Genomic DNA, 25,735 nt, shown 5'->3' on the forward strand with positions numbered 1-25,735 from the left:
GCGTTCGTCCTGAGCCAAGATCAAACTCTCAATATAGTTTGTACTTGTGCTCGCTTTTGACAAGCTAGCTTTTTGCTTTTCTTCTTACACATACTGGTTGTTTTGTTCAGTTTTCAATGATCAATGTGTTACCCTGTCGTTTTTAGCGACCTCTTAAATATACCACGTACTTAAAAGGAAGTCAATAATTTTTTTAATTTATGAAACATTCATTTCAGTGCGTTCAACACTCGCTAAAAAGCGACTTTCTTATTCTGCCATAACTATTGCGGAAATGCAATGATTTTTTCAATATTTCTCGGTATTGTTCCTAAAATAGTTTAAACTTTCTCGGTATTGTATATTTTCCCGCGGCATCAAATCCATAAACATAGATAGAAATTTTGGTTTTCTCATTTTTCTTTCTCGGCTCTACATCACTCCGAGGCTATCTATTTCCTTCCATATAGATAGACACACAAAAACATTTCCATCCTTAAATATTGGTTAAACGGGGATGTTTTTTATACTGGCTTCTTACTTAAACTGGACGAACGGTTATTTCGTTTACGTTCACATAGTCTGGTTGTGTTACCGCATATATCACTGCTTTTGCTATGTCCTGTGTCTCTAATTTTTTACGATCATTATTCGATGAAGTGACACCAGAAATAGCAGTGTCCACCATTCCTGGTGAAATATTGGTTACACGGACTCCTGTTCTAGCCAATTCTTTTTCCAAACCTGTAGAAATGGCACGAACCGCAAATTTTGTTGCACTATAGACCGTACTTACCTTGGTTACTTCCAGACCTGAAACAGAGGCGATGTTAATAATATGACCACTTGAACGCTCCAGCATAGTTGGCAAGACAGCATGGATACCAAAAAGCATTCCTTTGATATTAACGTCAATCATCGTTTCCCATTCTTCTATTTTCCCTGAACGAACAGCAGCGGAAAGCATTTGGCCTGCATTATTCACTAAAAAATCCACATGATGGAAGGCTTCTTCCGCTTTTTTAACTAAGATTTCTATCTCTTGTTTATTGGTTACATCCGTCTGGGCCGTTACTACCTTTCCATTACCTTCTGCTTTTATTTCTTTCTCTACTTCTAGCAATTTCGCTTTACTTCGGGCAGCTAACACAACATTGGCGCCCTCTTTAGCAAGTTCTTTTGCAATACCGACTCCAATCCCACTGCTTGCTCCTGTAATGATCGCTGTTTTACCTTGTAATAAATCCATTTTTACATCCTCCTTTGATATCGCATATGTATCTATTCATTGTTAACTAAAGTGGATCCCTTCATCAATTTCCTTGTCTTTATTATAATATTTCATGTCATTCTCATTAATTTCCCTCATGATCTTGCATGGGCTGCCGACTGCCACCACGTTTGCTGGAAGATCTTTTGTAACCACACTTCCGGCACCAATCACAGTATTTTCCCCAATACGAACACCTGGTAAGATAATAGCACCTGCGCCAATCCATACATTATTCTCCACTACCACTGGAAGGTTGTATTGTGCTGCTTTTCTCCGCAATTCTGGATGAATCGGATGCGTCCCGGCGTCAATCGTCACATTAGGGCCGATTAATACGTTATTTCCTATATGAATATCCGTGTCATCTACCAACGTCAGGTTGAAATTGGCATAGACATCGTTTCCAACATGTGTATGTCTCCCCCAATTGGCATGAAGTGGTGGTTCAATATAAACATTAGTGCCTACCTTGGCAAACAATTTATCTAAGAGTTCTGCTCTCTTCTCCACTTCAGAAGGTCTAGTATGGTTAAAGTCATATAATACGTCTAAGCATTGCACCTGTTCTTTCATTAGATCTTCATCATTACAATAATACAACTCTCCGTTTTTCATTTTTTCCTTAATGGTCATATGCATTCACTCCTATTTTTGTTTGTCGAACATGAAAGGGGGAATTCTATTTATCTCTCTAACTTCATTATACTTTACATCAACTTAACTACAAGACATTAGAAGTGTATGTTACATAGACCAGACACAAGAATAACGTTATTTTTAAAGTGACTCCCGTTGATTTTCGCTACTTAATAATGTCAGATATAATTAACAAAAGCAATTTATATATTGCACTCAATAAAGTAGGTTAAGCAAATGAGAAATAATGTGAAAATAACCCGTGTAAAAACGTCTATAACCCAGCAACAATTAGCAAAACGAGTAGGTGTAACGAGGCAGACGATTGGTTTGATCGAGAAAGGGGAATATAACCCTACGCTACAGCTTTGTATAGCAATAGCAAATGAGCTTGATAAAACATTAGATGAATTATTTTAGGAGGTTGAAGAATAATGAAATCATGGATATCTTTTTTTATGCCCGAAGATGAGTATAAAGAAAATACTGTATTTTTTTCGCTGAAGGTGCGACCATACTGCTGCTTTATCTAGGCATCATGTTAATCACCCATTATTTTATAGACTTAGATACAGGTGCTTGGTTTATTCTCTGGTATCGCGATTTTTCTCTCTTAATATGGTAGGAAGATATATACTATCAGGAATCGAATATACTGATGTTGTGACAGAAAAACACTATAAAAAAGAAATAAGGGCACTTTTATCCAGAACCGTTTCCTTTGTTGTTACCTTTGGATTGCTTTATCTGATGTATACCTTGCTATCCGGCGGTGTAAGCTGGATTGACTTTATAGGATTGACAATAAGCGTTGGCATTGTCTCCTTTGTATTTGACTTTATTTCCTTAAAACAATCGTACGAGAAAAATAAAGAGTTGTTATGAAAAAACGACAACAAAAAGGCCAAGAATAGCTCTTGGCCGATAAACATTCCTATTAGCACTACTACTACTTATATCACCCAAAAATGCAACACCGTCAAACATGCTACCCCTGGAATACCTAACACCCCAGCAATGCCTGCTGTAAAAAGGTTAATTGGTACATATAGACCAAACGACGCACCAATCAAATTGCAAACAAACAAAAATACGACCCCAATAGTAATCTTCATGACAAGTCGCCCGCTCCCACGGATTAGGTTGACTGGCAAACCTTTTACCAGCAACAAGCCAATCAAGACGACAATCCCAATGATAATCCACCAATTCATAAGCTTGTCTCCTCTTTTCTATAGAAATCATACTCTATCTATATGAGACAAGCCAGCCAAATATACCCCTCACATGGCGAGAGGGGTTATTTTATCGTAATGTAACTAGCTGTAATCTAATAGCCAGTAACAGCTCAATTGGTTCAACATTCACTTTATGGCTGATAAGTTCTGAACCTTTGCTTCTCTTAGTAAATAAAAATATTTCGCTTTGGTAACCGCTAAATCAAACTGTCCTTGTTCTGTTGGCTCAATACTGCGACTCATGATATCCTCCAGATAAGACCATTCCTCTCGTGCACGGAAAATTTGGTCCAGCAATTCCTGATCCATTTCTGATTTTTTCACTTTCTTTGAACGAAACATATGTCTCACCTACTATTTATACTTCTCTTCTTCCTTCTAATGCCTTGGATAAAGTGACCTCGTCTGCATATTCCAAATCTCCACCCATCGGGAGGCCGTGGGCAATCCTTGTCGTTTTGATACCGGAAGGCTTAACTAGTCGTGAAATGTACATCGCTGTCGCCTCTCCTTCGATGTTAGGATTGGTAGCAAGGATCAGTTCTTTAACCTCTTCATCCTTTAATCGATTGATCAAGGAAGGAACATTAATATCTTCTGGGCCGATACCATCCATTGGAGAAATCGCGCCATGCAAGACGTGATATTTACCGTTAAACTCTTTCATCTTCTCCATAGCGATTACATCTTTCGGGTCTTGCACGACACAGATGACCGATGAATCACGTGTCTCATCCTGACAAATCGGACAAGGGTCCGTATCGGTAATATGACCACACACACTACAATGTGTCAGTTCACGCTTCGCATTCGCTAATGCCTTGGCAAAATCCAACACATCGTCTTCCTTCATACTTAGGACAAAAAAAGCCAGGCGCACGGCGGTTTTGGGACCGATTCCTGGCAATTTGGTAAAGCTGTCGATCAGCTTTGATATTGGTTCAGGATAATACATAAGAACCCTCCTAGAACATACCTCCAGGTAAATTTAATCCTTGTGTGAATTTACCCATCTTGTCATTGGTTGTTTCTTCTACTTCATTCAGTACTTCATTCGTTGCGGCAATGATAAGATCCTGCAGCATTTCCACATCATCTGGATCTACTACTTCTTCGTTAATCTCAATATCAACAATTTCTTTCTTTCCATTTGCCACTACCTTTACCATGCCGCCGCCAGCAGTTGCTTCGAACGTCATTTCCTGTAATTCTTCCTGTGCTTTCATCATGTCTTTCTGCATTTTCTGCATTTGTTTCATCATCTTGTTCATATTTCCTCCACCACGCATGGCCATACCTCCTAAGAATATCTATTATTTTTAATCGTGTATTTCCAGTAAATCATCGCCAACCAGTTTTCTTGCGGCATCAACTACTGGGTCGCCTGCCTCTTCTGCGGACGATTCTTCTTGCTGAGTCGGGTCTTCTGACTGTTTTTGCTTCCGTACATATTCTTCCCGCAAGCTAGTCCATTCTGATTCAGGAATCGGAATAAACGTAAACTGCTGACCCATTGTTTCTGCTAACATTAATTCTATCGTTTGTTTATGCTCTAATGCAAGCGAACAGTGTATTTCATATCGAAAAGCGATAATAACAACCTCATCGGAAGCTGCACTCGGCTTACTATTCTGAATGGTCGCATGGGCTGGAGCGCTTTGTCTTTTTAAGGCCTCCATAAACACGGACCACTGGCTGCGCACCTTCTGAATAGCCGGTTTAGATGCCTCATTCAGCACATGACGAATACGGTCGTATGGCACCTTATAGCTATTGCGTGACGACGTGTTGCTTCGTTTTTGCTGTGGCTGCTGTGGCCTTTGTTCCGTTTGCGGCTGGGAAGGCTGCTTTTGTAATTGTTGCAGCTGTTGCTCCAGTTGGCTGATCCGCTCATTCAATTGATCAACTTGTGGAATCTGTGCTGGCACTTGCCTGATTTGGCCTTGATGACAAATCTTCAAAATGCTCACTTCAATAAATACCTTCGGACTGTTCGTCCACCTTATCTCTTGCTGGCACTGGTTTAATTCCTTAATCGCCTGTTGAATCCAATCCGCTTCCAGCTGTGCTGCTAATTGTTCAAAGGTATCATCCACAATCGCCCGCTCCAAGACATCTTTCAAAGATGGAGCCGTCTGATATAACAGGATATCACGCAAATAATAAATCAGATCAAAGACAAAACGACCGGGATCTTTTCCTTCTTGTATCAGTTGGTCAATCTCCATAATCGACTGGTTAACCTCATTTTCCTGCATCGCCTTTACTACATTGGCCAGCTTGGTCTGTGAAACTGAGCCAGTCACGGCCAAGACATCATCTATTTCCACTTGATCTTCACTATAGGATACCGCTTGATCTAATAAACTAAGCGCATCTCGCATACCGCCTTCCGCAGAGAGTGCTACCGCTTCTAAAGCCTCATCCGATACCGCGATTTCTTCCGCTTCCACGATTTTTTTCATGCGATCGACCATGGCAGCTTGTGAAATTCGCTTAAAGTCAAAGCGCTGACACCTAGATATAATTGTCAATGGGATCTTGTGTGGTTCCGTCGTTGCTAAAATGAAAATAACATGCTTTGGCGGCTCCTCCAACGTTTTAAGCAAGGCATTGAAGGCGCCAATAGACAGCATATGCACCTCATCTATGATATATACCTTATAGCTCACCACGCTCGGTGCATATTTCACTTTGTCACGAATATCACGAATTTGTTCCACTCCATTATTAGAGGCAGCATCAATTTCCACAACATCTGCAATCGAGCCATCTTGTATTCCTTTACAGGCGTCACATTGATTACACGGCTCCAGATCGGGACCATTTTGGCAGTTGACCGCCTTGGCAAAAATTTTGGCAGCACTTGTCTTACCAGTACCTCGTGGTCCTGAAAAAAGGTAAGCATGGGTAAACTTATTTTGCATAATCGCATTTTGCAAGGTGCGGGTAATGTGTACTTGTCCTACTACATCTTCGAAATTCTTTGGACGCCAGACGCGATATAATGCTTGATAGCCCATAATTGCTCCCCTTCACTAAATAATTTCCTCATTATTATATTGTAGCAAATTCACACTGGAAAAACGAGCATAAAGTGAGACTGCTATTAGTAAGGGCCAATACGGTGATAAATATAATTAAGCGAGGAATAAACGCATTGATTTTTTTCTCATGCATATATTTCTAATGCCCTTTTTTAATAGATCGTATGACCCACACCCTTTTGATTGACATGGAGGCCTTAGTTATTGTACTTTCGTGGTAGCGCTTACTTTTAAAAGGTTAAGAGGAGGAATTATCGTTGGAAAGAAAAGAAACACGAGCATTAATTGAATCTGTGATGACCAATTTGAGTCATCAGGAAAATTTTTTAGGAATCTCCAATCAAGAAGACCGGCACCATATTTGTATGTCTGCCAAAGAAATTATTAAAACCACCGATAAAATCATTAAATGTTATATCAGAGTCTCTACTGAAGACAATGGCATCGTCCGCATTCCAGCCTATCGTGTACAGCATAATAATATCAGTGGGTATTATAAGGGTGGTATTCGATTCAGTGAAGTGGTAACAGAAGAAGAGGTCGAAAACCTGGCCATTCTCATGACACTGAAAAACGCCTTACATCAATTACCTTTTGGTGGAGCAAAGGGCGGCGTTCATATCAATCCACGTTCTGTATCTGAAAAAGAGCTCAACCTCATCAGCAAAAAATATGTACAGAACTTCTTACGTGATATCGGCCCTAACCAAGATATACCAGCACCTGACCTCGGGACTAATGAACAGATTATTGATTGGATGGTAGGAGAATACAAGACGATCAGCCCTGGCATGCCCTATTCCGGATCATTCACCGGAAAAAGCGTCTTAAACGGTGGAGCTAGAGGACGGAGAGAGGCTACGGGCAGAGGGGTTTTCTTAAGCTTTTCCTGGTTAATAGATCAGTGGTCTGAACGTCACACCAATAAGCAATATATCAAACGCTCGAAACAATGGCAAGTACTTGAGGAACTGCGACAGAAAGCTAAGCAAGGTGAAAAACTTCGCGTTGCTATACAAGGATTCGGTAATGTCGGTAGTGTGGTAGCTCAAGAGGCTTACAGACATGGTCATTATACGATTGTTGCTGTATCCGATCATGCGACAACCCTTTATCAGCCAGATGGTTTGAATATACCTGCTCTGACGGAATTCACCAAGACCAGCAAGGATCTGCCGAAAAATACCGAAGAACTGAAAGAAGCAGGTATTGAAGCCGAGCTCATGGAGCCGGATGACATAATTACCATTGATTGCGACACCCTCGCATTTGCTGCCGTAGAAGGACAGGTTCACAAAGATAATATGGACCAAGTAAAAGCCAAATTGTTAGTAGAAGGAGCCAATGCACCTATTTCAACAGAGGCAACTCAATACCTCGAAAGTAAAGGAAATATTGTCATACCAGATATTCTGGCAAACGCTGGCGGCGTGATCGTTTCTTATCTGGAATGGAAACAAAGCCGGGTAGCGCATACCTTTTCCGAGGAAGAAATCGTAAAAGATATGTCTGATCAAATGACAACTACTTTTCAACATACGTATGATACCTACTTCCTTTCCGACACACGTACCATGAGATATACTTGTTACCAAATAGCTTTAGAACGCTTAACTACCTTGTTGTATCGTCATGGGAAGCTTTATTGATCGAAAAGTACGAAGCCTCGCCCTCCCACCTTGTTGTAAACAGGTGGGGTTTTGGGGTGAGGTAGATGTAATACAAAAAATATGAAGATGGTGTGCGACTTCAGCTATTTTTATTAATTAACTCGTTATACTGCACATCACCATATCCTATTTCAGGAAAATGCGCAAGTAATTGATTAACAAGTTCTGTTATTGGTAGATGTTTATGTTGAGCAATATACTTTATAGCTGGGTGTGTATTCTCGTGTATAGCCAGATAAATATTTATCGCCTGAATCATAAGTGCCGGTAATTCTACTGATGGTCTGCTTTGATTAATCAATACCTCTTCATAAGCAGTAGCATACTTCCCTAATTCAAGTTCCTGTTGATCGACTTTAAATGGACCGCTCTCTGTAAAACGATTTAAAATGACTTTCCCTTGATAGCTTGATTGCTCTAAATAAGCAAGTAATGTAAGCAACTTCATTTGACAAAACATATCCTCGCCAAACCATAAAACGATGTATTGGTACCTTCTCTCAAAAAGAGGCTCTAATGGCTTCATCACCTGTTTACGATAATCAGCGATGTAGCTTTGATGTCCCTTGGCTCGAATATCGATAAATGCATCGGTAAAAACCTCTTTAGTTGTTGGATGAACACACATAGCTTCATTGAATGGCAAGTAATCAGAATCACGGATTAGTTGGTTAGATAAAAACGCCTGATACATCGCTTGACCATTTAAGATATGAAGGGCATTGTGACCAAACCATTCCTTTCGCTCACGCCGTAAACGTTCCACTTCTTCTTTTTGAGAAATATCCATTTTAATCTCCTTTGATAGCGCTCAACTTTTTTTAGTAAAATATATAAAAAAAACGCTTGTAGATCGCTACAAGCGTTTGATGTTATGTATAAAGCCGTGCGCCAAGCCTCGATGGCGTCACCTTACGCGTTACTCAAGTTCATAGCTAGACCCAGGTTTCCCCGCGGCACACAGGAGGATTCGCTTAATGCTGCTTCCTTCCGGACCTGACATGGTTCACGAGTTCCTGTTGCGCAGGACCCGAGCGTCAACACTACTCCCTTAAGGCAGACCGTAAAATAACGACACCTTAGCAAGGCAACTCAGTCTCGCTCTAGCGGATTGCGAGTACAGGGCACCGCTACCTCCCCACCTAGCACGGCAAGTTTGAAAACATATTTTGTTGCGCTCGATTAGAAGCGCAATAATTAGTATAACCTGTTTTTCGTAAAAATGCAATGCATACCTCTAAATGATCTGTTTTTTATCAATAACCGGAATCCTATAAAGGGAATAGATGAATCACTTTATAGGACCCTTTTTCCAGATTAAATATCCAAGATTTAAGCTTCCCTTATCCAAACCGTCATTTCATTTTCTCCACGGTTACTCCAAGCATAATAAGGAATCGCCCTTATCTCCTTTTCCACAAGCGGAGCCTTGACTGTTGAATACAAAGTAGATGGTATCTCTCGCTGATCGGTTTGCTTCCCGATTCCTTCCACGACCACTACACCACCTAACAGTTCATCTTCTTTCTTTATCTTGAAAATTTGATTACTATCCACTTGGAGATCCTGCAAGTTCGCACCATTATCCTTTTCTTCCAAGCAATAGACGATCGGGCCACGCTGTAGGGCAATCTTCCCTGCATTTGCTCGGACGTTTGGATGGGAGCGAACAACTTCTACTGGCATATCTAATGCTAAAGTAATTTGATCACCTTGATTCCAAACCCTGTTGATTATTAGATAACCTTTTTCCATTGGCGCGGCTATTGACTCTCCATTCACCCTAAGATCATAGTTCCTACACCAACCAGGCAGACGTAAGGCAAGTGTAAATGAGTTAGGCTGCTCGGTTGCTATCTCTACATCAATATTCCCATCCCAAGGATAGTTAGATTGCTGCATAACCTTTGTAGTACTGCCATTCATCACACATTCCGTTTCACCGCTTATATACAAATGCACATACAACTCTTCTTCATTAGCTGAATACACATACTGTCCAAGCGAGGCCAGCAATCTGGCAATATTAGGCGGACAGCAGGCACAGCCGAACCATGGCTGCCGGACAGGCATAATGGTATCCATATCCTGTCTGTAGTTCGCCGTATGCGGCCATACCTCCAGTGGGTTTACATAAAAATAGGACTGTCCATCTAAGGCAATACCACTTAATGCACCATTATATAGGACACGTTCTAATACATCCGTATAGTCGGCATCTGCTTCGATTTGTACCATGCGCTGCGCCCACATAATCATAGCAACCGACGCACAAGTTTCCGTATAAGCCCGATCATTGGGCAAATCATAATCGACAGTAAACCGCTCCTCGAAAGATGAAGAACCAATCCCCCCGGTAATATACATCCGCTTGTTCACCGTGTTCTCCCATAGAGTGCGGGAGATGTCTAATAAGTCTTGATCTTGTAATTCAGTTGCCAAATCGGCCATGCCGCTGTACAAATAAACAGCTCGAACCGCATGTCCCTCGGCAGTGGTCTGCTCATGGATAGGTTTGTGCGCCTGATAATAGGTATAATCCTTCCCAGTCTCTACTCCTCTCGCCTTACATTCCTCATCGAAAAAATGCTGCGGATTTCTTTTTCCTCTTTCTTCAATAAAAAAACGGCAGAGCTGTAGATGCTTATCATCATTAGTAACGCGGTATAATTTCATTAAGGCAAGCTCAATCTCCGGGTGGCCGGGATAACCAGCGATTTGTCCCTCTCCATTGCCGATCACTTCCGCAATATGATCCACCGCTCGATTTACGATAGCTATGATTTGATCTTTTCCCGTTGCTTGATAATAGGCTACCGCCGCTTCAATCAGGTGGCCGATACAGTACAACTCATGATCATCCTTGAGATTGGTCCATTTCTTATCGGGGTGATTGACGGTGAAATACGTATTGAGATAGCCATCCTCTTCCTGGGCTTCTCCAATTAATTCAACTACCTGATCCATTATCGACTCCCACTCTGGGTCGCGTTCCAATTGAAGCGAAAAGGCAACAGTTTCCATCCATTTATATAGATCACTGTCCTGAAATACCATGCCATAATGCTTACCCTCGACCCTGCCAGCAGCTATCTCAAAATTGGTGATCGTTCGACTGGGCTCTGCTCCTGGTATTTGATCGTTTAATGCTCGCCATTGATAAGGAATAATCGATTCCTTTATCAAGCGCTGCCATTTGGTCCAAAACGCGTCCTGAATGGTGACATTGTCGAGTTTAATCGGGTGGATTTGATTTAGCGTTGTGTTGTTCATGTTTATATGCCTCTCCTTTTCTCTTTGGTTTGATTACTCTTTAATTGCACCTGCCGTTAGTCCGCTGATGATATGTTTTTGTAGTAAAATAGATATCAATACAATAGGAATCGTTGCCACAATCGCAGCCGCTGTCATTTGTCCCCAGTTCAAAGAATGCACCCCTTGAAATTGTGAGATGGCGACTGGTACGGTACGAGCACTGCCGGAAGATGTAAAAATCAAGGCAAACAAGAACTCATTCCATGACAAGGTAAAGGAAATGATCCCAACCGTAATAATTCCTGGTATCGATAAGGGCAAGACAATTTTCCAAATTAATTTCGGAATACTACATCCATCAATAATTGCCACTTCTTCGATCGCATTCGGAATGGTACGGAAAAAGCCTGTTAAAATCCAGACAACCAAAGGCGTGAAGTAGGCAATGTAAGGTAGTATTAAAGCGAAATACGTATCAATTGCACCTATACTCCTTAAAAAACTAAATAACGGACTGATAATAAAAATTCCTGGAAAAATAGTCATAAACAAAATCAGCATAAACAACGTATTTTTTAAACGAAATTGCAATCGTGCAAAGGAGTAAGCCGCTGGTACACCAATTATAATACAAATAATCGCTGTCACACTGGAAACGACAAAACTATTCCAAACGTTTCTTAGAAAATCGCTTTCAAAGAGCACTTGTCGATAATTTTCCAGGAAAAAGCTTTCTGGCCATATCTTGACATTAAAAATCTCATTTTGCTGCTTTAACGACGTAATGATCGTCCAAATATAGGGCACAATATTAATAAAAACGACAACCATTAAAGCTAGCCAAAACCATACTTTCCATTTTTTCTTCATCAGAAGTACCCCCTAGCTATACTGCTTATTCATGCTTCTTGCGTACAAAAAGATGAGAATACCTACTAAAACAACACCTAGAACAGCCATTGCTCCTCCTAATCCAAAGTCAAGGTATTGGAAGAATACTTTATAATTGTATAAGGTGAATATCTCCGTCGCCTCACCAGGTCCACCACCCGTCATGACATACACAATATCAATTACATTGATCGTCTGCAGGGTAGTAAAAATTAAACCCATAGCAACAAATGGCCGGATCAGAGGAAACGTAATATAATAATACTTCTTCAAAGCCCCTGCGCCATCAATATCTGCACTTTCATATAATTCCCTGGAGATGGTTTGCAAACCTGATACAATAATAAGCGTCAATAGCGGGGTTGTTTTCCAAATATTCGTTAGAATCACACTAAACATTGCGTGGTCTGTAGACACCAGCCAAGGGATACTTCGCTCAATCAGCCCCATTTTCTCCAATATATAGTTCACAATGCCAAAATCCGTTTCAAACATAAATTTCCATGCTTGGGCTGCAACTACTGGGGCAACTGCCCAAGGTAATAAGATAGAGGCGCGAAATAGTGAACGCCCTTTAAAGGCCTGATTTGCAAGCTGCGCAGTGAGCAGACCTAAAATTAGCATGCCAATTACACTTCCAGCAATGTAAATAAAGCCCGTTACCAATGAAGAAATAAATCGGCCATCCTGCAAAATCGTCCAATAATTATCCAGCCCTACAAAAGTCGACTGGGCGTCTGGATCTGTCAGCCGGTAAGATTGGAAACTATAGATGATGGTTGTCACTAAAGGAATAAATACGATCAAAATAATCATAGTGAAAACTGGCAACAACAACATATATGGCAGGGCTCTGTATCTCATATTCCATCACTCCCTATAACAGGTACCGCTACATGCGGCACCTGTTATTTTTATTGTTCCACCTGTTCCAATTCATCCGCTAACTGACTGATCGCTTCTTCTGCCGTTAAATCACCAGATAGTGCTTGGTGAATATAAGATTGGGAAATATCTGAAATTCTTGAGTACTGTGGGTGTGAAGGACGTACAGAAGCGTCTTCAAACACATCTAAATATTCTTCTAATTGCGGATTTGATTCTAATACCTCGGGATCTTCATATAAGGCAAGCCGTGTACCGACCTGACCACCGCCAAGCAGCACTTCTTTCTGATTTTCAAAAGACGTAAACCACTCAATCACTTCCCAAGCCGCCTCTTTATCCTTTGCATTAGTAGAAATAGCAAAATTCCAGCCCCCTACAGCATTTGCTTTTTGCCCCCCTTCAAAAGCAAGGTTACTAGCAACCCACGTCTTATCCTTTACAGGGGAATCATCGGATTGATTCTCGGTATATACATAACCCCAATTCGGGTGAAACATCGCCTGCCCCTGAGTAAATGGAATCCTTGCATCCTCTGGCGTTGTATTTCCGATTGCAGCAGGGGATACAATGCCTTCCTCGATCATATCCATCATAAATTGAAGGGCCTCTACTGCCTCTGGACTATCAATGACAACGCTTCCATCCTCGTCGAAAAAGTTCCCATTATTCGCATGCAAAAATTCCGTAAAGCTAACAATCAATTGTTCCGCACGTCCCCAGTGCATACTAAAGCCTTGAATACCTTCTTCTTCTTGTATCGTCTTCGCTATGTCGACTGCTTCTTCATACGTATCCGGTACCTCGAATCCATACTTTTCTAACAGGTCCGTTCTATACCACAAAGGGTGTAAGTCATTAAACCACGGCACCGCCCAGACATGACCATCATACGTCATCGCATCCACTTGACGTTCAATAAACTCTGACTGCATCTCTTCGGTAAATTGATCATCCAGTGGCTCAATCCAGCCTGCTTCCGCAAATTCTGCCGTCCATACCACATCCATATTCACAATATCAAGGTTATCTGATTCTGCTGATAATTGGGTAACGGTCTGATCATGCATTTGTGAGGCGTCATTAGACATTTCCACAAATTCCACCTGCATATCTTCATGTTCTTCATTAAAGCGTTGCCTGGCTGCCTCCATCATGCCGTTAGGATCCGATTCTAATTTTGCCATATGAATCACCTGTGCATCGCCATTTGCTCCACTATCTGACGTATCCCCTTCGTCTTGCCCATCGAGCGCATCTTCTTGACTACAAGCCGTTAGAATAATCATGATCATTGCCAATAGAGATAACAAAAAATAAGTGACATTATTCCTTTTCATGATTTACATCTCCTCTTTGTTACAGATTTTTACATTCTGCTGTTTCTAGGTGAGAAGAACATACTGAATCACTTGTTTAACTGTTTCTGCGACATAACGTTCGATACCACCCCCTCTAATTTTGATTAAACGTTTAATCAAAGGATTTAAAAAGTCTAACTGCTTTCCCGGCAAATTAATTGGCATTGCAAGCGAACTTTCTTTTGCTGAATCGGGGCACCGTTGATCTGTTTTAATAACATACCAATGGACTGCCGCCCCATTTCATTTAGTGGTAAACTAACTGTAGTTAACCTTGGTGTTAGATATTCAGCGGCTTCGATATTATCAAACCCAATAATCGCCACATCCTGTGGTACTTGTAATCCCATCTCTGCAGCAACCTTCAACACACCTGCTGCCATTGCATCATTCATTGCAAAAACGGCCTGAGGTTTCTCATTTTTTCCCAATAAAGACTTACCCTGCTCATAACCCGAAACAAAGGACCAATCTCCATTCTTTATCCATTGCTCCTGTTCCACTAGCTGATTATCCTGTAACGCCTGCTTAAATCCTTTTAACCGCTGCGTCGTTGATTCAGAATTCTTAAGCCCTGTAATTACACCGATATCCTGATACGCATTTGTTATTAAATGTGTTACTGCGTCGTAGGCAGCCTGCCAATCATGATAGTTCACCGACATATGCTCTGCATGAGAGGTATCACAATACGTATAAACGATAGGAATATTGCTTTCCGGCAAAATTCCTTGGACATCACGTAAATGGATACCTACATAAATAATTCCTTCTACCTGGCTTGCTAACAACACTTTAAACATAGGCAATGCTTCTTTCTTGCAAACCTCCGCATCTGGATACTGTTGGCCAGTTTTCTTCTTCATTCGCAGGTTCATAAGCAAAATCGAATACCCTTGTTCCTCGGCATAGGCATTAATACCATCGATAATTTCTGGTGCATTGAAGACAGATAAGTCCTCTACGATTACCCCGATGGTTTGTGATTTATTCATCTTTAAGCTTTTGGCTACCCGATTAGGTGCATAGTTCAGCTCCTCTGCCAGCCGCAGGATTTTTTTTCTTGTTTCTTCACCTACCCTCCCCCGCTTATTTAACACATTAGATACTGTTGCGACAGAGACATTTGCTTGTTCTGCTATCTTCTTTAGGCTTGTCATTTTCTCACATCACATCCTGATGAAACGTTTAATCATTAGTTGTTTACACCTTACCATGTATACGCTTTCAGTGTCAATGGTTAAATCATGATTAAATCTCAACATTGATTTGACTTTTTCATTAGATTTAATGGATACAGATTAATTAGCTAGTAAGGCTAAAACATTTTTTGGTCTGTGCAGAGCTTCTTTTTGCGTATTCATCTGTTAACCCTTCTTATAAAGAATGTAGTATCCCTTTTTCCGCAACTAAAATCGTTCCGTCTACATCAAATATCAAAATCTTCATTACATAGCTATATTTCATCCTTCTATCATACGTTTCAGTTCATAAACGGTATCAAACATATCATTCGTCTTATCTGGAAAACGATTGGGATCATAGTCAGGTAACCATGTTACGCCAGCGGTATAAACATTAGCCCTATCTCCAGCTTCTATATCTGCCTCACTGTCACCAATAAAGATGGTTTCAGCCCTCTTGGCTCCCAATAGAGACATGGCTTTTACCACTCCTTCAGGATGAGGTTTAGGATGAATGACATCATCTCCTGTGATGGTTTCGTCAAAGAGTTCAGCCATCCCTAGTGATTCTAATGATAGATCTAAGCTTCTCCTTGCTTTACCAGTTACAATCCCCACTTGCACATTCTTTTCTTTTAGATACACGATCATATCCAATATCTCGTCATTTTCTTTTACATAATAACCGTGTTTCTCTCGATATGTTTGATAATAAAGTTCAATAGCCTCTTGCTTGTTCTTATGTCTCAAGTTCTCTCTAATAATGCCTGTTTCAGAAGGGCCAAACATCTCGATGATTTCCTCATCTGAAAGACTTCTGTTATCAAATTTTTCAAAAACGTTTTGAAATGCCTCAAAACATAAAGGTAACGTATTGGCTAAGGTTCCATCAAAATCAAATAAAGCGGTTTTTATCATTATACTCCTCCTAAACGATGTCTTTGACTCTATTATATTCCTTGATGTATTATTTGTATAACAAATATATTAAACCAATCACTTCCGTCGAATAAACCGATCGAACGGGAGGAATAGCTATAGATAAAGAACAATTAGAGATAAGTACATTAACAGGTGATGTCCTTCATAGTCATCTGGCTAAGCAACACGGCTGCAACTGTGTTGCCTGATTCAATATATTCTCGCCAGGACTGATGAAAGGCGGCAGGTTTCTCTATTCTGCAGGGGAGCTTATGATCGGGAGATTTCATAGAGCAATAGGCATACACTTACTATTTTTCGATAGTAGTTAAGGAGGCGAAGGAACATGGACAAATTTATGGAACGAGCAGTACATCTAGCTGTAGAAAATGTAAAAGGCGGTGGCCAGCCGTTTGGTGCAGTACTTGTCAAAGATGATCATACGGTAGCTGAAGGGGTCAACGAGCTTCATGAAACCTATGATATTAGCGGACATGCAGAAATGTTGGCTATGCGACGAGCACAGCAAGCATTACAAACGAATGATTTATCGACTTACACGATGTACGCAAGCGGCGAGCCTTGCCCGATGTGTTTAACAGCAATGTATTTCGCCGGGATTGAAAGCGTATTTTACTGCGCCTCTATGGAGGAAGCAGTCGAAGCTGGATTAGGGAAAGCAAAAACGATATATGACGATATACAAAAGCCAAAATCAGCACGTGCACTTTCCATGATACAGATGCCTTTGGATGAGGGACAGGAAAATCCAATGGAGCAATGGAAAGAGCGGAAATAGTCTTTACCGCAGTGTAACTAGCTGTAAGACTTCCCCTTCAAGAAATCAATGAAAATGATATTGATAAGTAGGAGTTCCTATCGCCAGTAACGGCTCGATGCGTTCAATTAACCATCACTTTATTAGAAATCTGCTCCTTTCTAAATTAGAATCATTGGAACCTATCTTGGACGCCTCGGGATATCCCTAGTGTGAACGCCGATCAGCAACCTCGTGTATCAGTACTATCTCTGTATCGAAAGCCGCCTTGGAGCTACTATTCATCCAAGTTCGAATGACAGAGTGCACAGCCTGCGAGTAGGAAGGTCCGCACGTACACTGGGAAACAGTCTTTGAATGTGGTTGGCCACAGGAGTGAACAGAATTGTCCCAAATGATCCTTAAGACCATTATCTAGGAACATCACAAGACGTCCAAGTGTTTTTTTGAAATTATTGCAGGTCAAATGAGTAAATGAATAAGTCCAAAAGATGGGCTTAAATATAATATACGAGGAGTTGGAATGATGAAAAAAATGTTTTTTCTGTTGAGCATTGTATTTTTTATGACAGCGTGTTCCATGTCTGAAGAGGATGTTGTGGAAGAAACGATTGCAGCAAGTGAGGAAGTCAATAACTACACACTCGATATTACAACTGCCAATCCTAATGAGGCAGAAAATGATGAATATGTGTTCAACATTGACTTACAGAACACACTCGGGTACATCACTAGTGATTACAACAGCGAAGATGAGACAGATTCAATGGAGTTATATTATAACAGTGATATAGTATATGAAAAGCAACCGGATAGTGAATGGGAAGAAAGCTCATTGCAAGTAGAAGAAATGCATGAATTATATTTTGTAGACTATACACAAATTGCTCAAGTACTGGAATACATTGAACCTTTGGAAGAAACATCGTTTGAAGCATTAGATGAGTCATATGAATTTTCATATCAAACAAGCAATCAAATTGATGCGACAGATTTGTTAGAGGAATGGGGCTTTAATCTCGGAACTGAACCAGAGATGGCAGTGATGGACGCTTCGGTTGTCTTTCACATCAATAATGATAATTATTATATAGAGAATATTGCGTTAGAATATACCATGCGAGCAGGAAATGCTGACATGGAGGTAAATCTAACACAACAGCTTGATTATCAGAACATCAATGATACAGAAGATATTGAAAGACCCGAAGATTTATAAAATGGTTCAACACCAAAATCTATGGTTGCTATTATCAAAATATAGCCAATTGTTCCCCCATACATTTTGGTGAGAGCCCTTTATTCCATAACGCCAATAATATCCATTCCGATGCAGGTTTCTCTGAGCAACACAAAGACAACCCGGACATCTCTCAAGCATAGGGAATTTATTTTCTTTCTCTTTTAAACTATATTCTTTAAGCCCAACCCCAAAATAATGTGGAATAATCATTAAAGCCCATATTCCGCGCCTATTTGAAAGCTAAATATCTTTTTTTGCAGGATTTTCCCCATAAAATATCGAAAAGGGGGAGTACAAGTTTAATGAGGTGATGACATTGAACAACCCATTTCAAAAAATCTCTGACATGCAATTATTCCGAGTGGGATCAGCTCCTGTTATTCGTCACTTAATCAATGAGCTGGGGCTGATCGACCGAGTAGATGGCCTGTCCCCTGTAAAAAAGGAAGATTATAAGGCGTCCGTTGGTACCCGCATCGCTGCAATTATCATCAATCAACTGACGGATCGGAAAGCCCTTTACAAGGTAGAGGGGTTCTATGAACGGCAGGATGTTGAATTGTTATTCGGTTCGGGGAGAAAGGCCAACGATTTTAATGATGATGCACTTGGAAGAGCGCTGGATGCCCTCCACGCTGCAGATTTGGAAAAGGTTTATATCCAAGCTGTCCAAGGCATTCAGGAAGTTGTGTCCGATTTGAGCTGGGACAGACTTCATTTTGATACAACCTCCATTAAAGTGACGAGAGGAACCTTGTTATGAGCAAAATATTTACTGATTATGAGAAAATGATAAGTGAAGTTTCTAAACTCAAAGAAGGAGATGAACAAATATTAATTACTCCTATAAAGGAAAATGCTTGGTCGATCAGAGAAATCATTGGTCATATGTATTATTGGGATGATTATAACCTACATAATATGGTATCTCAAATGAGTAACGGAGCAAATCTGCCAAACTTTCCAGCGCATGATCCCCATAATGAAGAAGCTATTCAATCGCTTGAAGGTAAAGCTGTTCAACAAATAATTGATTTGTTTCTAGAAAGAAGAAAAGAGATACTAGAAGAAATTAAAAAAGTAGACAAGAAGGATAGATTTACGATTGGAAATGGTAAGAGAGCTTTTTCTTCTGAAAGCTTTATCAAAATTTTTGTTCAACATGATGCACATCATGTAAAGCAAATCGAGAATTTTTTAGCGAATGCAGAATAATAAATGATTTGTTTAGGGAGGAATTTCTATTGAACATATTATGGGATTTTGATGGTACGCTTTTTGATACGTATCCTGTCTTTACAAAAATATTAAAACAAATTGTACATCCAGACATCTCCGAAGATAACCTATATGCTCATCTAAAAATTTCATTTTCACATACTATCAATCATTTTCAATTATCTGCTTCTCAAATAGAAGCTTTTATTTCTCTCAGCAATCAATTACCAATGGAAGATTTCAAGCCGTTTAAAGATGTGGAAAAGATATTAAAATATACCGATAAAAATGTAATTATGACACACAGTGGTCGTAAGGAGGTTCTGAAAATATTAAATTATTATGGTTGGGAAAAATACTTTACAGAACTAGTGACAGGTGATGATGATTTTCCGCGTAAACCCAACCCAGCTTCTTATGAATATCTACATAAAAAACACTCTATTGATTTAGCCGTTGGTGATCGAATGTTAGATATTATTCCTGCTAAAAAAATCGGATTAAAAACCTGTCTCTTTCAAAATAGAGAACATGGATCCGATTATTATCTTAACGACTATAAAGATTTTTTTAGTGTGATAAATGGATAAGTATTCAAGGAACTAAAATTAATCATTTTAGTTCCCTTTTTATTCTAACGGAAGTAAACAACCTATTTATTTCGCTTACTTGGCTGTGAGCTTTTCAATTTCTTCTTCGCTTAATTCTGTAATTTCTGCTATTTCACTGATGGACATGCCTTTTGCAATTAGTTTCAAAACGATTTCCTTTTTTCCTTCTTGTTTCCCTTCTTGTTTCCCTCTCTCAAAATAAGAGTTCGGCAGCTGCATCACTATATATTTTTCCTCTTCCGGCAGTTTTTCCATTCTCTCCATCATTTGTTCCTCCTCCTCTTCGCTCAACTTTAAATACGTCTCGAAATATCCATACAAGAATTCCATTTGCGCCGGATTGATTTTCATCCGAGTAATCATGCGCAAAAATTCCAATTTAACTTGGACGCGCTCATGTTCTTCAAACCCCATCTGACTGATTAATGCTGCTGCAACTGGGTTGTCTGATTCGATATATTCTCTCCAGTTTTTGTGTTTTAATTGTAATTTTTGATAACTAAATTGAAGTACTTCTTGAGTAGGTGTATCGATTTTGAATTGTGTCGGTTCTTCTTGTTTCCTATTATAACTCAAAACAGCGATGGGTTGAATGGGTTTGCGGTGCTTGGCGTAAAGATAACTGAAGTAGAGAAACATTCTTTCGGGGAAATCCGCTTCATGAGTGGATTGTGCTTCGGTATGAATATGCAAGATTTTTTCTTCATGATGTAATTTTACTTCAGCAAGAACATCAATCTCCTTTTTGGAGCCTTCGAGATAATCCAAGTAGACTTCCTGTTCGAGGAATGTGACGTTGGAGAAATCAATGTAGGGGTGAAGATCGGGGAAAAATCCTTCGATGAACTCTTCAAAAAACTCTTGTATCAACTTTTTTGTCAGTCGATCATGCTTCATGTAGTCTGCTTTTTCTTCTTGAATAACTGGTACGGTAAGCAATAGAACACTCCCTTTATTTAGAATTATCTTCATTTTAGCATTCCTTCCAAGATAAAGCTAGTGTAATAATTTTACTTTTTGCTTCTCTTATATGTTTGAGAGCAATGATCACTACCACTTTCCCATCATAAAAGAGCCTCGAGTAATTTCATGGTTCTTCCAACTCTTCCGCTCTGCTTATGGACTTTTCAATCACTTTTGTTATCGTTTCTATTTCAGTAAAAGAGACATCACATAGCAAACCCATTGCACGATAAGACGGAAGCGCTTTAATTTCATATTCCATATTCGTCATTAAAACCTTCTCTCACTAGTAATAAACTACTATTTTAACTTACTATACTATAGTGCATGACCCCCCGGCAATGAAGACGATTTTTGTGGTATAACACTTTCAAATATATTAGATTCCTATACCCTTCTGGCTTCATTTGATACAATAAGAAAATGATCGAAATAAGGATTCCAAACGAAAACGAGAGGCTGATAAACGATGAAAGAAGAAGAACGTATTTTTAACGGAATGTTATTTAGTCCGGCACATCCTGATTTAAAAAAGATAAAACAGCATGCTCATAAGCTAAGTCGTCAATATAGCGATACTTCCGAAGAAAAAGGAGAAGAACGTCAAAGTATCCTCAAGCAATTGCTTGAACAGGTAGGAAAGCATTGTTATATGCAAGGTCCTATCTTTTTTCACTATGGAACACACACCGAAATTGGCGATCATTTCTTCGCTAATTATAATCTAACGGTTCAAGATGATGCCAAAGTTACGATTGGAAATCATACGCTTTTGGGACCTAATGTTACTATTGTTACACCGGTTCACCCCATGATTGCTTCGGAGCGACAACAAATGATCGACCAAAACGGCGAGGCCAAGGCTTTATGTTACGCTAAGCCAGTAAGTATTGGGAATAATGTCTGGTTAGCAGCCAATGTAACGATTTGTGGCGGGGTTACGATTGGCGATGGTTGTGTGATTGGTGCTGGAAGCGTGGTAACGCGTGACATTCCAGCGAATTCCTTTGCTGCTGGCGTCCCGTGTCAGGTCATCCGCCCGATAACGGAAGCTGATAGCATGCAATTTAAATCTGAAACATTAGCAGATTGTCGAATCGATGAAGGATAAATGTGTGTACCTGAATGAGTGAAAAACAAATACGATGTCATTCCATTTCACGAAAACCAGAAATAGCAAGGTCAAGTTGGAAAGGGTGTCCGTGTGTCAAGATCCTATGTCATCATTTATCAAAATAAGGAAGCTAATTATTCTGTATACTACGATTTTAGCAAACAATCGTTTTTTTCATATACACAAAAATTAAACAAATCAATCATTAAGTTCGCTAGTTTCTGTTCCATTCCTACCTATGCCATCATGAAGAATGTGTCATTTGGTATGACAATCCATCCATTGACAATGCTAGCTATTGCTAATATGTTAGGAATCATACTAGGGTTTGTAAGTATAAAATTAATAAACCGTGTCAGTGACAAGGAATTGCAGCGAAGCAAAGAAGTCATACATCCAACCAATCAAGAGTTACGTAGGTATCTTTTTGAAGGAAGAAAACAATCGAAAAGACTCATTCTTATGATATGCTTTTTATTTTTTCTCGTCTTTTCAAATGTGATCTTTCTCTATTTTATGCCGCAAAATATCTTAATGTTTCTTCTTAATATCGCGATATTGGCTGGTAGTATCTTAACTGTCTGGGCAATAAGACCAATCAAGCGAAGCCAAGCCCATAAATTATTAGAAGGAAAACTGGAAAGCACTCTGATTGAATAAAGTTTTCCTTTCCATTTTCAGGAGCCAGTTAGAAAGGGTGTCCGTGTGTGTCAAGGTCCTATGTAGCGATTTATCAAAATAAAAAAGTCAATGAATTTTTATACTTTGATTTTAACAAGAATGAGTTCTTTTCCGTTGCAGAACGAAAAAGCCAATCCACGATATTTTTTACAAGCTTTGTTTCGATTGTTTTTTATGCCTTAATGAAAAATGTGTCATTTGGTATGACATTCAGTCCCTTGACAATGTTAGCTATTACTGGTGTGTTAGGGATAGCACTGGGATGTGTAAGTATCCAATTAACAAATAGAGCAATCGAAAAAGGATTAGAACACAGAAAAGAAGTTGTACATCCAACGAATCAAGAGTTGCGCCAATATCTTATGGAGGGCAAAAAACAATTTCATGTGTTAGTGTTTATCCTACTGGTTTTATTCTTTTGTGTTTTCTTAAGCGCCGTTTTTCTCTATTTTATGCCACAAAATGTATTAATGTTTCTTGTTAACACCGGATCCTGGGCAATTAGTATTTTAGTTGCTTGGTTAATAAGACCCATGCAACGCAGTCAAACTCATAAACAATTAGAAGGGAGACTGGAAAAGCACTCCGGTTGAATGCACAGAAATGATTTCAGCTAGAATAGATGTGAAATGAGGTGGGCGTTGGGATCTGGAACCACATGAGTTATGCATCTGCCATCTCATTTTGGCCGTATGTCATAAAAAATGAAGGGAATCGTTTAAACTGATTATTAGCATAATCTAAAGGGATGCTTACTTTTCCCTACTCCTACGCATAGCAGAAAGTATTTTTAAGTCGATGCCACTATGTTCCTTGTTCCAACCGTCACTAATGGAGCCAAAACCCATTGTGCTCTCATTGAAAAATTTCGAGTCTATTTCGTTTACGATTACAGAAAATCAACAGGCTAGAAGAAAAATAAGAAGGAGAGGCTATAATATATAATAAGCACCTCTCCTTTTTTGATTATTAATGCAGTGACTTAAAATTAACTATCCCAAGTTAATTTTTGCTTTTAGCTTTATTTAGTGACACAGTAGGGGCTAGCCTCTTGGCTCTCGCCCATTCACCCCAGCCTCACTTCCCTCAACCTGATTAGGAGGGGAAAGCCCACAAAGCATCAAGGTAAGGGCATAGAACGCCATTAAGCAAGAGGTAACCTCTCACAAACTAAAAAATTTTTTGAAAGAGATGAAATCATACGTTAATATTATACATATACAAGGAAATAGGAACACTATAAGGAGATGATAGGATGGCGAAATTAGGAAGAATAGATCTTTTGTTAATTGGCTTGCTACTAATTGTATCTTCTATTTTCTCTTATTTTCATGGGTATATAGAAACTGGGCTTGGTTTTATTATGATTATACCAGGTGCTTATTTAGTAGGTTGTGGAATTTTTGATAAACCTAAGGAAAAACCGATTAAAGGAAAAGGACTATGGTTGTGGGATTTAAAGATAAGATTAATCATTAGGTGGTTTATCAATGCCTCCCCCAGTGCATTTACTTCTAAGCATTAATATAATAGAATATAAAAGTCTAATAGTTCGGAAAGGGTAATATTTATGAAGTCATCAGTAAAAAGATATTTAATGACAACTATGGTAGCCTTTACAGTCTTAATAATAGTATTCTATATTAATTATCAAAATAATGCTGCTTCCATATTTGCTATAGAAAATGTTAGCCTATTCATTGCAATTATTGGAATGATTATCTTAACAAGTTTATATATTTCAATAAAAATATATGAAAAAAGAATAAGTAAAAAATGAATGATGCTGATGTTTTCCTTTGTTCAATCAGTATTATTCGCTTATGTATAATTATTTTGAAATATGTTTACTTTTTATTTTTCAAAATTTTCAATATAGCAACTCTTCAAGGAAGCAACTTCACAATCAGAATGACAAATAACCACACCTTGATTGTTTGTCGTGCTTAAGGGTGGTTATTTATTTTGATGAAAAGACAATAACAAGTAAAAAAGAAGCTGTGATAAGCTTCTTTTTTACACCACTTTCACCCGATTTAAAATATCTTCCGCGTTTTTGACACGTTCTTCCGTTGGTGGTTCTACGCCTTCCAACGGATAATCAAGGCCAAGGTTTTCCCACTTGTATACGCCTAGTTTATGGTAAGGCAGTACTTCTATTCTCTCTACATTGTTCAGCGTAGCGATAAAATCAGACAATCGTTGTAAATAGGCATCATTATCGCTGCCGCCTGGTACCAGCACATGACGAATCCAAACAGGGACACCCTTTTGATCCAAGTATTGCGCCATATCGATAATATGCTCATTGGAAACCCCGGTTAGTTCTTTATGCTCGACGGGATCGATATGTTTTAAATCTAATAAAATCAAATCGGTGACTTCCATTAATTTATCAATATTTTTCATAAAGCGAGGCGAGCGACTGAAGCAGCCGGCCGAACTATCGATGGTCGTATGCACCCCTAGCTTTTTCAACTCGGTAAATAGTTCCACGAGAAACTCCGCCTGAAGTAACGGTTCACCCCCGCTTACCGTTACCCCGCCATTTGACGCTTGGAAAAAGGGTAGATAGGTCTGGATATCTTGCACCAATTCCTCTACCGACATTTCTTTGCCATCTCCAATTTTCCAAGTATCTGGATTATGGCAGAACTTACAACGTAATAAACACCCCTGTGTAAAAATCACATAGCGTAAGCCAGGTCCATCTACCGTTCCGCATGTTTCAATTGAATGAATACGTCCGTTCATATTGCTCGCCCTCCCCTTATTGTTAAAAAACTG

The 25,735-nt window shown here is 39.5% G+C and carries 28 protein-coding genes, 1 other RNA gene and 1 pseudogene; 12 read left to right on the forward strand and 18 right to left on the reverse strand.

From position 1 onward, the window contains the following. Positions 1-520: 520 nt before the first annotated feature. Positions 521-1,228, reverse strand: coding sequence for an SDR family oxidoreductase (locus E0E32_RS02325; protein ID WP_130858851.1), 708 nt, complete (start codon positions 1,226-1,228; stop codon positions 521-523). Positions 1,229-1,270: 42 nt separating this feature from the next. After that, positions 1,271-1,885 (reverse strand): sugar O-acetyltransferase, encoded by a 615-nt coding sequence (locus E0E32_RS02330; protein WP_187374484.1) that lies wholly within the window; start codon positions 1,883-1,885, stop codon positions 1,271-1,273. A gap of 240 nt (positions 1,886-2,125) precedes the next feature. On the opposite strand from E0E32_RS02330, the gene E0E32_RS02335 reads away from it, so the two are divergent. Continuing rightward, positions 2,126-2,308, forward strand: a complete 183-nt coding sequence (locus E0E32_RS02335) for a helix-turn-helix transcriptional regulator (protein ID WP_066195104.1) — start codon at positions 2,126-2,128, stop codon at positions 2,306-2,308. Between the two features lie 198 nt (positions 2,309-2,506). Next, on the forward strand, positions 2,507-2,773 hold the full coding sequence (locus tag E0E32_RS21995; RefSeq protein ID WP_165444927.1) for a hypothetical protein: 267 nt from the start codon (positions 2,507-2,509) through the stop codon (positions 2,771-2,773). 68 nt (positions 2,774-2,841) lie between these two features. Here the strand turns inward: E0E32_RS21995 and E0E32_RS02340 are convergent, their stop codons facing one another. From E0E32_RS02340 to dnaX, 5 genes are all read right to left on the reverse strand, one after another. Beyond that, the gene (locus E0E32_RS02340) at positions 2,842-3,102 is read right to left on the reverse strand and encodes a pro-sigmaK processing inhibitor BofA family protein (RefSeq protein WP_066195115.1); all 261 of its coding nucleotides are present in this window, start codon (positions 3,100-3,102) and stop codon (positions 2,842-2,844) included. Positions 3,103-3,252: 150 nt separating this feature from the next. Next, positions 3,253-3,468: a YaaL family protein gene (locus tag E0E32_RS02345; protein WP_066195117.1), complete on the reverse strand. Its 216-nt coding sequence runs from the start codon at positions 3,466-3,468 to the stop codon at positions 3,253-3,255. A 16-nt stretch (positions 3,469-3,484) separates the two neighbouring features. Continuing rightward, the gene (gene recR / locus E0E32_RS02350; protein ID WP_066195120.1) at positions 3,485-4,081 is read right to left on the reverse strand and encodes a recombination mediator RecR; all 597 of its coding nucleotides are present in this window, start codon (positions 4,079-4,081) and stop codon (positions 3,485-3,487) included. A gap of 10 nt (positions 4,082-4,091) precedes the next feature. Beyond that, positions 4,092-4,415 carry a YbaB/EbfC family nucleoid-associated protein gene (locus tag E0E32_RS02355; RefSeq protein ID WP_066195122.1) on the reverse strand — a complete coding sequence of 108 codons (324 nt, stop codon included), beginning with the start codon at positions 4,413-4,415 and terminating at the stop codon, positions 4,092-4,094. A 30-nt stretch (positions 4,416-4,445) separates the two neighbouring features. Continuing rightward, complete coding sequence (gene dnaX, locus E0E32_RS02360; protein ID WP_066195124.1) at positions 4,446-6,149, reverse strand: DNA polymerase III subunit gamma/tau; 1,704 nt, start codon at positions 6,147-6,149, stop codon at positions 4,446-4,448. A 281-nt stretch (positions 6,150-6,430) separates the two neighbouring features. Here dnaX and E0E32_RS02365 point away from each other — a divergent pair, with 281 nt between their 5' ends. Then, positions 6,431-7,822 (forward strand): Glu/Leu/Phe/Val family dehydrogenase, encoded by a 1,392-nt coding sequence (locus E0E32_RS02365; RefSeq protein WP_066195127.1) that lies wholly within the window; start codon positions 6,431-6,433, stop codon positions 7,820-7,822. A 100-nt stretch (positions 7,823-7,922) separates the two neighbouring features. On the opposite strand, the gene E0E32_RS02370 is transcribed toward E0E32_RS02365, so the two are convergent. The 8 genes from E0E32_RS02370 to E0E32_RS02405 all read right to left on the reverse strand — a co-directional run bounded on the left by E0E32_RS02370 (position 7,923) and on the right by E0E32_RS02405 (position 16,337). Further along, the gene (locus E0E32_RS02370) at positions 7,923-8,633 is read right to left on the reverse strand and encodes an AraC family transcriptional regulator (protein ID WP_130858852.1); all 711 of its coding nucleotides are present in this window, start codon (positions 8,631-8,633) and stop codon (positions 7,923-7,925) included. 94 nt (positions 8,634-8,727) lie between these two features. Continuing rightward, positions 8,728-8,994: signal recognition particle sRNA large type (gene ffs, locus E0E32_RS02375), an RNA gene on the reverse strand. Between the two features lie 181 nt (positions 8,995-9,175). After that, complete coding sequence (locus tag E0E32_RS02380) at positions 9,176-11,116, reverse strand: glycoside hydrolase family 127 protein (protein WP_130858853.1); 1,941 nt, start codon at positions 11,114-11,116, stop codon at positions 9,176-9,178. A gap of 33 nt (positions 11,117-11,149) precedes the next feature. Next, entirely contained in the window at positions 11,150-11,968 is an 819-nt protein-coding gene (locus tag E0E32_RS02385) for a carbohydrate ABC transporter permease (RefSeq protein ID WP_130858854.1), read from the reverse strand. A gap of 12 nt (positions 11,969-11,980) precedes the next feature. Next, entirely contained in the window at positions 11,981-12,853 is an 873-nt protein-coding gene (locus E0E32_RS02390; RefSeq protein ID WP_130858855.1) for a carbohydrate ABC transporter permease, read from the reverse strand. Positions 12,854-12,903: 50 nt separating this feature from the next. Next, positions 12,904-14,214 (reverse strand): ABC transporter substrate-binding protein, encoded by a 1,311-nt coding sequence (locus E0E32_RS02395; protein ID WP_130858856.1) that lies wholly within the window; start codon positions 14,212-14,214, stop codon positions 12,904-12,906. Positions 14,215-14,369: 155 nt separating this feature from the next. Then, positions 14,370-15,395 carry a LacI family DNA-binding transcriptional regulator gene (locus E0E32_RS02400; RefSeq protein WP_130858857.1) on the reverse strand — a complete coding sequence of 342 codons (1,026 nt, stop codon included), beginning with the start codon at positions 15,393-15,395 and terminating at the stop codon, positions 14,370-14,372. Between the two features lie 303 nt (positions 15,396-15,698). After that, positions 15,699-16,337, reverse strand: coding sequence for an HAD family hydrolase (locus E0E32_RS02405; RefSeq protein ID WP_286171657.1), 639 nt, complete (start codon positions 16,335-16,337; stop codon positions 15,699-15,701). A 349-nt stretch (positions 16,338-16,686) separates the two neighbouring features. Here E0E32_RS02405 and E0E32_RS02410 point away from each other — a divergent pair, with 349 nt between their 5' ends. The 5 genes and pseudogenes from E0E32_RS02410 (at position 16,687) to E0E32_RS02430 (ending at position 20,169) form a co-directional block, all read left to right on the forward strand. Next, entirely contained in the window at positions 16,687-17,139 is a 453-nt protein-coding gene (locus E0E32_RS02410) for a nucleoside deaminase (RefSeq protein WP_130858858.1), read from the forward strand. Between the two features lie 505 nt (positions 17,140-17,644). Beyond that, positions 17,645-18,337 (forward strand): DUF6612 family protein, encoded by a 693-nt coding sequence (locus E0E32_RS02415; protein WP_066195156.1) that lies wholly within the window; start codon positions 17,645-17,647, stop codon positions 18,335-18,337. A 340-nt stretch (positions 18,338-18,677) separates the two neighbouring features. Then, positions 18,678-19,106 (forward strand): annotated as a pseudogene (locus E0E32_RS02420) (DUF4277 domain-containing protein); the annotation flags it as partial. A gap of 14 nt (positions 19,107-19,120) precedes the next feature. Continuing rightward, entirely contained in the window at positions 19,121-19,576 is a 456-nt protein-coding gene (locus E0E32_RS02425) for a DinB family protein (protein WP_130858861.1), read from the forward strand. Between the two features lie 29 nt (positions 19,577-19,605). After that, a complete protein-coding gene (locus E0E32_RS02430) occupies positions 19,606-20,169 on the forward strand; it encodes an HAD-IA family hydrolase (protein ID WP_130858862.1) in 564 nt (187 codons plus the stop codon). Between the two features lie 75 nt (positions 20,170-20,244). On the opposite strand, the gene E0E32_RS02435 is transcribed toward E0E32_RS02430, so the two are convergent. Together E0E32_RS02435 and E0E32_RS22000 are read right to left on the reverse strand one after the other, a co-directional pair. Continuing rightward, positions 20,245-21,162: an Rpn family recombination-promoting nuclease/putative transposase gene (locus tag E0E32_RS02435; protein ID WP_130858863.1), complete on the reverse strand. Its 918-nt coding sequence runs from the start codon at positions 21,160-21,162 to the stop codon at positions 20,245-20,247. A 115-nt stretch (positions 21,163-21,277) separates the two neighbouring features. Next, positions 21,278-21,424 carry a hypothetical protein gene (locus E0E32_RS22000; RefSeq protein ID WP_161485727.1) on the reverse strand — a complete coding sequence of 49 codons (147 nt, stop codon included), beginning with the start codon at positions 21,422-21,424 and terminating at the stop codon, positions 21,278-21,280. Between the two features lie 198 nt (positions 21,425-21,622). Here E0E32_RS22000 and E0E32_RS02440 point away from each other — a divergent pair, with 198 nt between their 5' ends. The 4 genes from E0E32_RS02440 (at position 21,623) to E0E32_RS02455 (ending at position 24,473) form a co-directional block, all read left to right on the forward strand. Further along, positions 21,623-22,264, forward strand: a complete 642-nt coding sequence (locus tag E0E32_RS02440; protein ID WP_130858864.1) for a sugar O-acetyltransferase — start codon at positions 21,623-21,625, stop codon at positions 22,262-22,264. Positions 22,265-22,513: 249 nt separating this feature from the next. Further along, on the forward strand, positions 22,514-22,927 hold the full coding sequence (locus E0E32_RS02445) for a hypothetical protein (RefSeq protein ID WP_165444928.1): 414 nt from the start codon (positions 22,514-22,516) through the stop codon (positions 22,925-22,927). A gap of 47 nt (positions 22,928-22,974) precedes the next feature. Beyond that, positions 22,975-23,541 carry a hypothetical protein gene (locus tag E0E32_RS02450; protein ID WP_130858866.1) on the forward strand — a complete coding sequence of 189 codons (567 nt, stop codon included), beginning with the start codon at positions 22,975-22,977 and terminating at the stop codon, positions 23,539-23,541. 662 nt (positions 23,542-24,203) lie between these two features. After that, positions 24,204-24,473, forward strand: coding sequence for a hypothetical protein (locus E0E32_RS02455; RefSeq protein ID WP_130858867.1), 270 nt, complete (start codon positions 24,204-24,206; stop codon positions 24,471-24,473). A 491-nt stretch (positions 24,474-24,964) separates the two neighbouring features. Here E0E32_RS02455 and pflA read toward each other — a convergent pair whose 3' ends face one another. Continuing rightward, complete coding sequence (pflA, locus tag E0E32_RS02460; protein ID WP_130858868.1) at positions 24,965-25,702, reverse strand: pyruvate formate-lyase-activating protein; 738 nt, start codon at positions 25,700-25,702, stop codon at positions 24,965-24,967. Positions 25,703-25,735 lie beyond the last annotated feature (33 nt).

The sequence above is a fragment of the Gracilibacillus phocaeensis genome (genome assembly GCF_900626275.1).
GTDB lineage: Bacteria > Bacillota > Bacilli > Bacillales > Amphibacillaceae > Gracilibacillus > Gracilibacillus timonensis.

Excerpts from the sequence above, each read along its gene's own strand:
- E0E32_RS02325 (WP_130858851.1), bottom strand. The coding sequence starts at position 1,228 with ATGGATTTATTACAAGGTAAAACAGCGATCATTACAGGAGCAAGCAGT.
- E0E32_RS02330 (WP_187374484.1), bottom strand. The coding sequence starts at position 1,885 with ATGACCATTAAGGAAAAAATGAAAAACGGAGAGTTGTATTATTGTAAT.
- E0E32_RS02335 (WP_066195104.1), top strand. The coding sequence starts at position 2,126 with ATGAGAAATAATGTGAAAATAACCCGTGTAAAAACGTCTATAACCCAG.
- E0E32_RS21995 (WP_165444927.1), top strand. The coding sequence starts at position 2,507 with ATGGTAGGAAGATATATACTATCAGGAATCGAATATACTGATGTTGTG.
- E0E32_RS02340 (WP_066195115.1), bottom strand. The coding sequence starts at position 3,102 with ATGAATTGGTGGATTATCATTGGGATTGTCGTCTTGATTGGCTTGTTG.
- E0E32_RS02345 (WP_066195117.1), bottom strand. The coding sequence starts at position 3,468 with ATGTTTCGTTCAAAGAAAGTGAAAAAATCAGAAATGGATCAGGAATTG.
- recR (WP_066195120.1), bottom strand. The coding sequence starts at position 4,081 with ATGTATTATCCTGAACCAATATCAAAGCTGATCGACAGCTTTACCAAA.
- E0E32_RS02355 (WP_066195122.1), bottom strand. The coding sequence starts at position 4,415 with ATGCGTGGTGGAGGAAATATGAACAAGATGATGAAACAAATGCAGAAA.
- dnaX (WP_066195124.1), bottom strand. The coding sequence starts at position 6,149 with ATGGGCTATCAAGCATTATATCGCGTCTGGCGTCCAAAGAATTTCGAA.
- E0E32_RS02370 (WP_130858852.1), bottom strand. The coding sequence starts at position 8,633 with ATGGATATTTCTCAAAAAGAAGAAGTGGAACGTTTACGGCGTGAGCGA.
- E0E32_RS02380 (WP_130858853.1), bottom strand. The coding sequence starts at position 11,116 with ATGAACAACACAACGCTAAATCAAATCCACCCGATTAAACTCGACAAT.
- E0E32_RS02385 (WP_130858854.1), bottom strand. The coding sequence starts at position 11,968 with ATGAAGAAAAAATGGAAAGTATGGTTTTGGCTAGCTTTAATGGTTGTC.
- E0E32_RS02390 (WP_130858855.1), bottom strand. The coding sequence starts at position 12,853 with ATGAGATACAGAGCCCTGCCATATATGTTGTTGTTGCCAGTTTTCACT.
- E0E32_RS02395 (WP_130858856.1), bottom strand. The coding sequence starts at position 14,214 with ATGAAAAGGAATAATGTCACTTATTTTTTGTTATCTCTATTGGCAATG.
- E0E32_RS02400 (WP_130858857.1), bottom strand. The coding sequence starts at position 15,395 with ATGACAAGCCTAAAGAAGATAGCAGAACAAGCAAATGTCTCTGTCGCA.
- E0E32_RS02405 (WP_286171657.1), bottom strand. The coding sequence starts at position 16,337 with ATGATAAAAACCGCTTTATTTGATTTTGATGGAACCTTAGCCAATACG.
- E0E32_RS02410 (WP_130858858.1), top strand. The coding sequence starts at position 16,687 with ATGGACAAATTTATGGAACGAGCAGTACATCTAGCTGTAGAAAATGTA.
- E0E32_RS02415 (WP_066195156.1), top strand. The coding sequence starts at position 17,645 with ATGAAAAAAATGTTTTTTCTGTTGAGCATTGTATTTTTTATGACAGCG.
- E0E32_RS02425 (WP_130858861.1), top strand. The coding sequence starts at position 19,121 with ATGAGCAAAATATTTACTGATTATGAGAAAATGATAAGTGAAGTTTCT.
- E0E32_RS02435 (WP_130858863.1), bottom strand. The coding sequence starts at position 21,162 with ATGAAGATAATTCTAAATAAAGGGAGTGTTCTATTGCTTACCGTACCA.
- E0E32_RS22000 (WP_161485727.1), bottom strand. The coding sequence starts at position 21,424 with ATGACGAATATGGAATATGAAATTAAAGCGCTTCCGTCTTATCGTGCA.
- E0E32_RS02440 (WP_130858864.1), top strand. The coding sequence starts at position 21,623 with ATGAAAGAAGAAGAACGTATTTTTAACGGAATGTTATTTAGTCCGGCA.
- E0E32_RS02445 (WP_165444928.1), top strand. The coding sequence starts at position 22,514 with ATGAAGAATGTGTCATTTGGTATGACAATCCATCCATTGACAATGCTA.
- E0E32_RS02455 (WP_130858867.1), top strand. The coding sequence starts at position 24,204 with ATGGCGAAATTAGGAAGAATAGATCTTTTGTTAATTGGCTTGCTACTA.
- pflA (WP_130858868.1), bottom strand. The coding sequence starts at position 25,702 with ATGAACGGACGTATTCATTCAATTGAAACATGCGGAACGGTAGATGGA.